Source organism: Micromonospora sp. KC721, assembly GCF_004348355.1.
In the GTDB taxonomy this organism is placed as follows: domain Bacteria; phylum Actinomycetota; class Actinomycetes; order Mycobacteriales; family Micromonosporaceae; genus Micromonospora.
In genome coordinates, this window is the sequence record NZ_SMJY01000016.1 from 43,729 (window position 1) to 54,321 (window position 10,593).

A 10,593-nucleotide genomic window follows, 5' to 3' on the forward strand; every position below is an offset into this window, starting at 1 on the left:
GTGGCGAAGCGTCCTGGGGGTCAAGGGGTCGTCGGTTCGAATCCGGCCGTCCCGACGCATCTCAGAGGGCTGATCCGGCATCCGGATCGGCCCTCTTCGGCATTCCGGGAACCAAGATCAGTCAAGTTGGCGGTGGCTGGCCCTCCTTGACAGCTGGTCAAGTTTCAGGTGGCTACCCGGGTCATTTGCCGAATTGTTTGTTCTCTGGATCAAGGCGCCCGCAAGCGGGCCGCGCCGGCCCGGCCCCGGCCTGCTGGCGACCTCCGGCCGGCATCGGCCGGACCGGCCGGCCACGCTGACGAGACCAAGACCCTCGAAGGACTCGGGGCTCCGCCCCAAACCCCGGCCCTCCTCAGAGATCGGCCGGGGGCCGATCACCTCGCCGGGCACCACGAGGGCTACCAGCCTCCCCGGACGGGGACAAGGTCGTTCGTCCGGTAGGGCGGCCCCGTCCGGGGAGGCTGGACGGTCTACGACTGCCCGACGAGGAGATCCGCCAGCATCTGAGTTGCGCGTGTGACTAGTCGCGCGTGAGTCCTGGCGGAAGGGCGTCTTCGTCGGTCCCGACCCGGCGAGCGTTGACCAGCGGATTGTCGTGCAGGGCGGTGATCAGTGGGGCGGTCCCGCCGATGTCGGTCCAGATGTCGTCCCAGAGGGCGGAGACGAGCCAGGAGTGATCTGCAGGGAAGAACAGATCGGGCAACGATCCTTGTCCGGCGCGCATGTGACCGGTCCGCCAGGTGAGGGCTTGTTCGGGTCCTGCTTCGACCAGCACATACGGCCAGTTCCAGTAGAGGGACACCTTCGGAGCGAGGGGGAAGACGATGTCGTGGGCGCCCGTGTCGAGATAGCCCAGCCACCAGGGCTGGTCAGGCGTGTGCTGGGTGAGTACGTCGATCACAGCGCGTTCATGGGCTTGGACATTCACGCCGTCGGACGGGTAGAAGGTGGCGTAGGCGCCGAACACCGGCGGTATCGCTGTGGTGATCGAGAAGCCTTCCGTGGTCTTGCCAGCGATCCAGGCGATGTCGCCGGCCGTACCGATCCGCCAGCTTCGCCCGTCCTTGGTGACCTCCATGGAACCCATCATGATGGGATCGACCTTGGTCTTGCGGGGTCTCGCGTCCTCGGGCGCGAGGCCCGGTTCCGGTTCGGTCGACATGCCTGCTCCTTTCCTCGGCCACCGGCGGGCACGCCATGGTCGGTATTCACGAGGCCGGGTCTGTAGGCCACCACTTCGGCTACGCGCACATAGGTCGAGGGAAGCAGCCCGGCGTGCCATTAGCGTGCCATTGGGCGAGGACAACAGGGGCCAGCCGAGGCCACGAGAGACTGCCGAGACCAGGCGGCCGGGTCGGTGGCCTGCCGGAGATCGGCAACTCCCAAGCTGACGCTCCCGGCCGCCGCGACCGGGCGACGGTCCGCCATCCAGTCCGCAAGAGGTCCACGGAAGATGGGGGAGCGGTGAGCGATGTCGGAAGGCGTTTCCGCCGCTAGTCCCCCAGGTGCCCAGGTGGGCGGGACGGGCAGTTTGATCTCATAGTCCCTCGGTCGCGTGCCATCACGCCGCTAGATTCCTCCTCTAGCACGACGTCGCCCGCACGGCCTGATCTTGGGGATAGCGTGCGTGACGGGCGTGGACGTGTGGCGGATCGTCCTGGGGGTCAAGGGGCCGTCGGTTCGAATCCGGCCGTCCCGACGCAGCTCAGAGGGCTGATCCGGCATCCGGATCGGCCCACTTCGGCGTTCCGGGAACCAAGATCGGTCAAGTTGGCGGTGGCTGGCCCTCCTTGACCGCTGGTCAAGCTTCAGCGGCCAGTGCGGTTTATTGCCAAATTCCTCTCTTGCTGTATCAAGGCGGCTCGCAAAGCGGGACGCGCCGGCCCGGCCCTGGCCTGCCGGCCACCTCCGGCCGGCATTGGCCGGGCCGACCGGCCATGCTGAGGGACGACAAGAATTTGAGGATCTCGGGGCTCCTCCCCGAACCCCGGCCCTCCTCAGAGATGCCGCCGCGGATCACCTCGCCGGGCAGCACAAGGGCTTTCAGCCTCCCTGGGGGGGGAGGCCGGAAGGTCTGCAACTGCCCGACGAGGAGATCAGTTCCCGCCGTAAACGGCGCTGCGGTCGCCCAGAGCGTCACCGCCAGGTTTTAGACGCGTTCCAGGAGAACCACGGGGATCTCCCGGGTGATTCGCTGCTGGTAGGCCGCGTACTCCGACTTGGCCGACACCATCAGGCGCCATAGGTGCGGACGCTCTGCCGCAGTGGCGGGGCGCGCGCGTGCGGTGAAGGTCTCCGTACCGACCTGCACCGTGACGTACGGGTCGGCGAGAAGGTTGAGGTACCAGGCGGGGTGGTGGTCCGAACCACGGTTGGAGGCTGCCAGCACGTAGCGGTCGCCGTCGCGTTCGTAGACGAGTGCGGTGCGGCGCAGTTCGCCGGTTTTCCGGCCACGGGTCGTCAAGAGCAGGTCATTCACGCCCGGCCGTGGTCGGCCTCCGGTCTGCTCGAAATGGCGGATGTGCTCGGCGACCCAGGCGTTCGGGCTGTCGTGGACCTTCGGCATCACGCCTCCCGGACACTCACGGCGGCGCGGTGGTGGCGGGGTGCCTCGATCTGGTCAAGCAGCGCGATCGCGAAGTCCGCGTAGCTGATCCGGCTGACCGGATCACCGTGATCGGCGACCCGGTAATAGCCGGTACGCGCGCCGTCATGGTCGAAGTCGCCTGCGGGAGCCATGTACGCCCAGTCGAGCTCGCAGGTCCGAAGCTCCTCAAGGCCCGCCGCGTGGCCGAGGTAGAAGGAGCGGTATTCGTTCGGGTAGCCGGGCTCATCCATCAGGGGAGCACCCGACGCCCCAGGCATGATCGATGCGAGGCCGACCACCACCAGGCGGCGCACGCCCGCCTTCGCCAGGCCGGTGGTCAGGGCACGGGACGACGCGGTGAAGAAGTCGTGCGGTGGCACGGACAGGTCCACGGCGGCACTGATGGCCGCGTCATGCCCGGCGGCCGCATGCTCGATGCTCACCCCGTCCGTGACGTCGCCTGCCACCACCCGCGCGTCGGCCAAGTCGTCGTGGCCTGCGGGGTCGCGCACCACGGCGGTGACCTGGTGGCCGCGTCGATGCGCCTCGGCGACGGCCTGCCGCCCGGCCCGGCCGCCCGCGCCGAAAACCACGATATTCATGAGTAACCGCCTTTCACCAGGGCCGGAGCCCATGCGCCCGGCCGGTTCGGCGACGCTATCGGGGGCAGCGGTTACCACTGGGATACCGGCTATCGTGAGGCCATGAGGAAACCCCTGCCCGCCGACATGTTCGACGAGCTGTGCCCGTCCTCGCTCAACCCGATCCGATTCGGCGACAAGTGGGCGGCGCTCATCATCCGCTGCCTGGAGCACGGGCCTCGCCGGTTCACTGAGCTGCGCGTGCCGCTGAGCCGTGTCACTCCCAAGGTCCTCACCCAGTCGCTGCGGTCGCTCGAACGGGACGGCCTGGTCAAGCGCACCGTCTACGCCGAGGCCGCGCCGCATGTCGAGTACGAGCTGACGGCGGTGGGCCGCAGCATGCTCGAACCGATGGCGGTCGCCTGCGCCTGGGCCGAGCAGCATTGGAACGAACTGCTCGATGCCCGCGACTCGTACGACGACGCCACTCGCGCCGACCACGCCGCGTGACACGGCGGGCTGTGGGCCCGACGTTGCAAGCAAGGCCGGGCGCTGGGCGGGCCATCAGCGTGCCATCGGGCCAGGACAACAAGGGGTCGTCGGTTCGAATCCAGCCGCCCCGACGCAGCTCAGGGGGCATATCTCATCGATGGATACGCCATCTCGTCGTGTTCGGGTGACCAGCTGGGTGGCTATCGGCCTGAGATGCGGGCACCCTGACACTGGAGGGTCGGTCCAGGGGATCACCCCTGGTCAGACGAGACACGATCAAGCCCTCACGCCCGGGATCCGCAGGGCGATCCACAGTACGAGCCAGCGCGCCGGTGGCCGCGAGCCAGGCCCAGTGGCCAGCACGGCGGCCGGTACCGCCGCAACCGCCTCTGACGGTGGTCACACCTCCCCAGATTTTTCTTGACTCATTCCAGAAAAGGGGCCAGACTGCCGAGCGTGGCCAGCGCCTTGAACTTCACTCAGCTACTGCGCGACGCCGCCCTGCGCGTGACCCGCCCCCGGGTGGCGGTGCTGCGCGCAGTGCACACGCACCCGCACGCCGACACGGACTCGATCATCCGTGCTGTCCGGGCGGGCCTGCCCGAGGTCTCCCACCAGGCCGTGTACGACGTGCTACGCGCGCTGACGGCCGCGCACCTGGTCCGGCGCATCCAGCCCGCCGGCCTGGTGGCCCGCTACGAGTCCCGGGTCGGCGACAACCACCACCACATGGTGTGCCGGTCCTGCGGGGTGATCGCCGACGTCGAGTGCGCGGTCGGCGAGGCACCCTGCCTGATCGCCTCCGAAAACCACGGCTTCTCGATCGACGAGGCCGAGGTCGTCTACCGGGGCCTGTGCCCCGACTGCTCCACCGAAGATCGTTCCTGAGCCTCACGACACCCCTGGAAGGATTCCCGTGGCTGAGAACCATGATGCAGTCGTCGGCGACATGAACTCGCCGGAGAGCGAGGGTCGCTGCCCGGTCACCGCCGCGCGCGCCCCGCACCCGACTCAGGGTGGGGGGAACCGGGACTGGTGGCCGAACCGGCTCAACCTGAGGATCCTGCACAAGAACCCCGCCGTGGCCGACCCGATGGGGCCGGATTTTGACTACGCCCGGGAGTTCCAGACCCTCGACCTCGACGCGGTGAAGCGGGACATCGTCCAGGTGTTGACCACCTCGCAGGAGTGGTGGCCGGCCGACTACGGCCACTACGGCCCGTTCATCATCCGGATGGCGTGGCACAGCGCGGGCACGTACCGCATCAGTGACGGCCGGGGCGGTGCCGGGGCCGGCATGCAGCGCTTCGCGCCGCTGAACAGCTGGCCGGACAACGCCAACCTGGACAAGGCCCGCCGGCTGCTCTGGCCGGTCAAGCAGAAGTACGGCCGCAAGCTCTCCTGGGCCGACCTGATGATCTTCGCCGGCAACGTCGCCCTGGAGTCGATGGGGTTCCAGACCTTCGGCTACGCCGGCGGTCGGGCGGACGTCTGGGAGCCCGACGAGGACGTCTACTGGGGCCCGGAGTCCACCTGGCTCGGCGATGAGCGGTACACCGGTGACCGGGATCTCGAGGAACCCCTGGCCGCGGTCCAGATGGGTCTCATCTACGTCAACCCGGAGGGCCCGCACGGCAGCGGGGACCCGCTCGCCGCGGCCCGGGACATCCGCGAGACGTTCCGCCGCATGGCGATGAACGACGAGGAGACGGTGGCGCTGATCGCCGGCGGGCACACCTTCGGCAAGACCCACGGCGCGGCCGACCCGAACGTGTACGTGGGCCCGGAGCCCGAGGGCGCCCCGATCGAGGAGCAGGGCCTGGGCTGGCGCAACAGCTTCGGCACCGGCAAGGGTGCGGACACGATCACCAGCGGCCTCGAGGGCGCGTGGACGAACACCCCGGTGGCGTGGGACAACAGCTTCTTCGAGATCCTGTTCGGCTACGAGTGGGAGCAGACCCGTAGCCCCGCCGGCGCGATCCAGTGGAAGCCGAAGGGCGGCGCCGGCGCGGGGACCGTGCCCGACGCCCACGACCCGACCCGTACGCACGCCCCGACGATGCTGACCACGGACCTCGCCCTGCGCGAGGACCCCGTCTACGCGCACATCTCGCGTCGCTTCCTGGAACACCCCGACGAGTTCGCCGACGCCTTCGCCCGGGCCTGGTTCAAGCTGACCCACCGGGACATGGGACCGGTCGCGCGCTACCTCGGGCCGCTGGTGCCGAGCGAGACGCTGATCTGGCAGGATCCGGTTCCGCCGGTGACGCACGAACTGGTCGACGCCACGGATGTCGCCGCCCTGAAGGAGCGGCTGCTGTCCTCCGAGCTGACCGTGTCGCAGCTGATCGCCACGGCGTGGGCCTCGGCATCGACCTTCCGGGGCAGCGACAAGCGGGGCGGCGCCAACGGGGCCCGCATTCGGCTCGAGCCGCAGAACGGTTGGGAGGTCAACGATCCCGCCGAGCTGGCCATCGTGCTGCGCGCCCTGGAGGGGATCCAGGAGGAGTTCAACGCCGCCCAGACCGGCGGCAAGAAGATCTCGCTGGCCGACCTGATCGTCCTCGGCGGCTGCGCGGCCGTCGAGCAGGCCGCCCGAAACGCCGGTTACCAGGTCGAGGTGCCCTTCACCCCGGGCCGTACGGACGCGTCGCAGGAGCAGACCGACGTGGAGTCCTTCGCCGCGCTCGAGCCGACCGCCGACGGGTTCCGCAACTACCTCGGCAAGGGCAACCGGCTGCCGGCGGAGTTCCTCCTGGTCGACCGGGCGAACCTGCTGACCCTGAGCGCACCCGAGATGACGGTGCTGGTCGGCGGTCTGCGGGTCCTCGGTGCGACCTTCCAGCGGTCGCCGCTGGGCGTCCTCACCGCAACCCCCGGGTCGCTGACCAACGACTTCTTCGTGAACCTGCTCGACCTGGGCACCGAGTGGAGGCCCACCTCGGAGGACGCGCAGACCTTCGAGGGCCGGGACCGGAGCACCGGTGAGGTCCGGTGGACCGGAAGCCGCGTCGACCTCGTCTTCGGTGCCAACTCCGAACTGCGGGCGCTGGCCGAGGTCTACGCCAGCGACGACGCCCGGGAGAAGTTCGTGCGCGACTTCGTCGCGGCGTGGATCAAGGTGATGGACCTGGACCGGTTCGACCTCGCCTGACCGACACATGACGAACGCCGGGTGGAGCGGGCCGCTCCACCCGGCGTTCGTGGTCGTACCAGGATCAGCCGTGCGCCTTGCCACGGCCGCCTGGGCCGAGCTTCTTGCGGGGGCGTACCGAGATGTCCACCGGGCTGCCCTCGAAGCCGAACTCCTCGCGGAGCTTGCGCTCGACGAAGCGCTGGTAGCCGGCGTCCAGCGGCGCGGTGGTGAACAGCACGAACCGCGGCGGCGCGACCCCCGCCTGGGTGGCGAAGAGGATCTTCGGTGCCCGGCCGCCGCGCACCGGGTGCGGGGTGGCCTGGACCAGGGCGGTCAACCACTGGTTGAGCTGCGCGGTCGGCACCCGCGTCTCCCAGCTCTGCAGCGCCTTGCGCAGCGCCGGGGCGAGCTTGTCGACCGCCCGGCCGGTCTTCGCCGACAGGTTCAGCCGGATCGCCCACGGGATCCGGCGCAGCTCCCGCTCGATCTCCTTGTCGAGGTAGTAGCGGCGGTCACCGTCGACCAGGTCCCACTTGTTGAAGGCGATCACCAGCGCCCGGCCGGCTTCCACCACCATGGTCAGAATTCGCTGGTCCTGCTCGCTGATGACCTCGCTGGCGTCGAGCAGCACCACCGCCACCTCGGCCGCCTCGATCGCCGAGGCGGTCCGCAGGCTGGCGTAGTACTCGGTGCCGCTGGCCCGGCCGACCCGCTTACGCAGCCCGGCGGTGTCGACCAGTTGCCAGGTCTCCCCGCCGATCGTCACCAGACTGTCCACCGGGTCGACGGTGGTGCCGGCGACCGCGTCGACCACCGCCCGCTCCTCGCCGGAGAAGCGGTTGAGCAGGCTGGACTTGCCGACGTTGGGCCGGCCCACCAGGGCCACCCGGCGCGGACCACGCGGCCGGTTCTCGACGATCGGCGGCGCTTCGGGCAGGGCGTTCATGATCGCGTCGAGCAGCTCGCCGGAACCCCGGCCGTGCAGCGCGGAGACCGGGTACGGCTCACCGAGGCCGAGCGACCAGAGCGAGGTCGCCTCCATCTCGATGGCCGCGTTGTCCGCCTTGTTGGCCACCAGGATGACCGGCTTGGCGCCGCGCCGCAGCATCCGTACCGCGGCCTCGTCCACGTCTGTCGCACCGACCATGGCGTCGACCACGAAGAGCACCACGTCGGCGGTGGCGACGGCCGTCTCGGCCTGCGCGGCGATCGCCGCAGCCCGGTCCCGGGCGTCCGGCTCCCACCCGCCGGTGTCCACCACCGTGAACGTTCGGCCGTTCCACTGCGCGTCGTACGGCACCCGGTCCCGGGTCACCCCGGGCACGTCCTCCACGACCGCCTGGCGGCGGCCGATGAGCCGATTGACCAGGGTCGACTTGCCCACGTTCGGCCGCCCGACGACGGCCACCACGGGCTGCGGGCCCGTCGGCTCCTCGACGTCGAGGTCCGGCTCCCGCAGCTCCACCCACCCGTTGCCGTCGGTCATGCCACTCCCCGCTCCGTGAGCAGCTCCCGCAGCCGGGCCACGACCTCGTCGATGCCCAGCTCGGTGGTGTCCAGCTCCACGGCGTCGGGCGCCTGCTGCAGCGGGTTGACCCTGCGGGTCGAGTCCAGCCGGTCCCGACGGGCCAGGTCGGCGGCGGTCGCCGCGACGTCGGCCGCGTCCTCCGCGCTGCGCCGCTGCGCCCGCGCCGCCGCCGAGGCGGTCAGGTAGACCTTCAGATCGGCGTCCGGGGCCACCACCGCGCCGATGTCGCGGCCCTCGACCACCATCCGGCCGGCGTGGGCGATCATCTCGCGCTGCCGGGCGACGAGCATTGCCCGTACCGCCGGCACGGCGGCCACCGCGGAGACCGCACCGGTCACCTCGGGGCCACGGATCTCCGCGTCGACCTGCGCCCCGTCCACGGTGACGCCGTACCCCTGGGGGTCGGTGCCGATGCGCAGCTCGACCTCGCCGGCGACCTTGGCCACCGACTCCACGTCGGCCAGGTCGACGCCGGAGCGCAACACCGCCCAGGTGACCGCCCGGTACATCGCCCCCGTGTCGAGGTAGCGGGCACCGAGACCGGCGGCGAGCCGGCGTGAGACGGTGGACTTACCCGAACCGGACGGCCCGTCCACAGCGACCACGCAGCGCCCGGTCCGTACGTTTTCCTCCACCGTTGTCCTCCTCAGCCCGTACCTCGCCGGTCACCGGTCGCTCCGATGCCGTCGAGCGGTCGTTACCATCGTTCATCATGCCCACCTACGGGCCGGCCACGCGCGCCGCCGTCACCGGCGGCCGCCGGCCGGCTCGAAGCCTACCGGCAGCGGTACCCGATCGAACGGCTCAGTCACTCACGGCCTTGAACAGCGCGGCGACCTCCGCGTTGGTCAACCGCCGGGTCCGCCCGGCCCGCAGGTCACCGAGGCGGATCGGCCCGATCGCGGTACGCACCAGCCGACTCACCGGGTGCCCCACCTCGGCCAGCAGCCGCCGGACGATGTGTTTGCGCCCCTCGTGCAGGCTCACCTCCACCTGGGCGGTCTTGCCCAGGGTGTCCACCACCTTGAACGAGTCGATGGTGACCGGGCCGTCCTCCAACTCCACCCCGGCCGCCAGCCGCTTGCCCAGGTTGCGCGGAATCGGGCCGGCCACCTCGCAGAGATAGGTCTTCTGCACCCCGTACGACGGGTGCATGAGCCGGTGCGCGAGCGTGCCGTCGTTGGTGAGCAGCAGCAACCCTTCGCTGTCCGCGTCGAGCCGCCCGACGTGGTACACCCGCTGTTCCACCCGGTTGCCCAGGAAATCGGCCAGCGCGGCACGACCCTTCTCGTCCGCCATGGTGGAGACCACTCCACGGGGCTTGTTCATCGCCAGGTAGACCAGCCGGGTGTCGGCCTGCAGCCGCTCGCCGTCGACGTGGATCACGTCGCGGGTCGGGTCGACCTTGTCACCGAGCTGCGCCACCCGACCGTTCACCGTGACGCGACGGCGGAAGATCAGGTCCTCGCAGGCCCGGCGGGACCCCACTCCGGCAGCGGCGAGCACCTTCTGCAGGCGCTCCGCGCCGGTGAACACGGGGGCGTCGGGGTTCGGGGCACGGTCATCGCGTCGCATCGGCAAGCTCTTCTACGTCGTCGGGAAGGAACGGGGCGAGCGGGGGAAGGTCGTCGACCGAGTTCAGCCCCAACTTCTCCAGGAACATCGTGGTGGTCCGGTAGAGGAACGCACCGCTGTCCGGTTCGGTGCCGCACTCCTCGACCAGCCCTCGGGACACCAGGGTACGGATCACGCCGTCACAGTTCACACCGCGGATGGCCGAGATCCGCGAGCGGGTCACCGGCTGCCGGTAGGCGACCACGGCGAGCGTCTCCAGCGCCGCCTGGGTCAGCCGCACCGACTGCCCGTCCAGCACGAACCGCTCGACGTAGGTCGCGTACTCCGGCCGGGTGTACAGACGCCAGCCGCCGGCGGCCCGGCGTAGCTCGAAGCCGTGCCCGGCGGCGGTGTATCCGGCGGCGATGTCGTCCAGCATCGGGCCGATCCGCTCGGGCGACTGCTCCAGCACCTGCGCCAGGATCAGCTCGCTGACCGGTTCGTCCACCACCAGCAGGATCGCCTCCAGCGCGCCCCGCAGTTCGACATCGTCCAGCACCGGCGCCGCCGGCTGCGGTGCGGCCGGTGTCCGCCGCCGACCCCGCTTGCCCCTGTCTCTTATACACATCTAAAAAAAAAAAAAAACCGATAATCATATAAAGATTTACTTCACCACAAATAAAAATTAATAATCATACACAATTAATAGAGACAC

General features: G+C 69.8%; 9 protein-coding genes and 1 pseudogene. 3 read left to right on the top strand and 7 right to left on the bottom strand.

Annotated elements, in window-relative coordinates; all coding sequences use genetic code 11:
* Nucleotides 1-520 precede the first annotated feature (520 nt).
* The 3 genes from E1182_RS31580 to E1182_RS05190 form a co-directional block, all read right to left on the bottom strand.
* Nucleotides 521-1,162: a hypothetical protein gene (locus E1182_RS31580; RefSeq protein ID WP_243706041.1), complete on the bottom strand. Its 642-nt coding sequence runs from the start codon at nucleotides 1,160-1,162 to the stop codon at nucleotides 521-523.
* A 987-nt stretch (nucleotides 1,163-2,149) separates the two neighbouring features.
* The gene (locus E1182_RS05185; protein WP_371687513.1) at nucleotides 2,150-2,566 is read right to left on the bottom strand and encodes a nitroreductase family deazaflavin-dependent oxidoreductase; all 417 of its coding nucleotides are present in this window, start codon (nucleotides 2,564-2,566) and stop codon (nucleotides 2,150-2,152) included.
* Nucleotides 2,566-3,189, bottom strand: coding sequence for an NAD(P)-dependent oxidoreductase (locus E1182_RS05190; RefSeq protein ID WP_132261506.1), 624 nt, complete (start codon nucleotides 3,187-3,189; stop codon nucleotides 2,566-2,568). The genes E1182_RS05185 and E1182_RS05190 overlap by 1 nt, the downstream gene beginning before the upstream one ends.
* Before the next feature lie 102 nt (nucleotides 3,190-3,291).
* Between E1182_RS05190 and E1182_RS05195 the strand changes: the two genes are divergently transcribed.
* The 3 genes from E1182_RS05195 to katG all read left to right on the top strand — a co-directional run bounded on the left by E1182_RS05195 (nucleotide 3,292) and on the right by katG (nucleotide 6,814).
* Nucleotides 3,292-3,678 carry a helix-turn-helix domain-containing protein gene (locus E1182_RS05195; protein ID WP_132261492.1) on the top strand — a complete coding sequence of 129 codons (387 nt, stop codon included), beginning with the start codon at nucleotides 3,292-3,294 and terminating at the stop codon, nucleotides 3,676-3,678.
* Between the two features lie 438 nt (nucleotides 3,679-4,116).
* Nucleotides 4,117-4,548: a Fur family transcriptional regulator gene (locus E1182_RS05200; RefSeq protein WP_132261494.1), complete on the top strand. Its 432-nt coding sequence runs from the start codon at nucleotides 4,117-4,119 to the stop codon at nucleotides 4,546-4,548.
* 61 nt (nucleotides 4,549-4,609) lie between these two features.
* Nucleotides 4,610-6,814, top strand: coding sequence for a catalase/peroxidase HPI (katG, locus tag E1182_RS05205; RefSeq protein WP_207921278.1), 2,205 nt, complete (start codon nucleotides 4,610-4,612; stop codon nucleotides 6,812-6,814).
* 64 nt (nucleotides 6,815-6,878) lie between these two features.
* Here katG and der read toward each other — a convergent pair whose 3' ends face one another.
* The 4 genes and pseudogenes from der to scpB all read right to left on the bottom strand — a co-directional run.
* Nucleotides 6,879-8,282, bottom strand: a complete 1,404-nt coding sequence (gene der / locus E1182_RS05210; protein ID WP_132261498.1) for a ribosome biogenesis GTPase Der — start codon at nucleotides 8,280-8,282, stop codon at nucleotides 6,879-6,881.
* Nucleotides 8,279-8,959, bottom strand: coding sequence for a (d)CMP kinase (gene cmk, locus E1182_RS05215; RefSeq protein WP_132261500.1), 681 nt, complete (start codon nucleotides 8,957-8,959; stop codon nucleotides 8,279-8,281). Before cmk ends, der begins: the two co-directional genes overlap by 4 nt.
* A 169-nt stretch (nucleotides 8,960-9,128) precedes the next feature.
* Complete coding sequence (locus E1182_RS05220; RefSeq protein WP_132261501.1) at nucleotides 9,129-9,899, bottom strand: pseudouridine synthase; 771 nt, start codon at nucleotides 9,897-9,899, stop codon at nucleotides 9,129-9,131.
* Nucleotides 9,886-10,485: pseudogene (gene scpB, locus E1182_RS05225) on the bottom strand (SMC-Scp complex subunit ScpB); the annotation flags it as partial. The gene E1182_RS05220 and the pseudogene scpB, both read right to left, overlap by 14 nt.
* Between the last annotated feature and the right edge of the window lie 108 nt (nucleotides 10,486-10,593).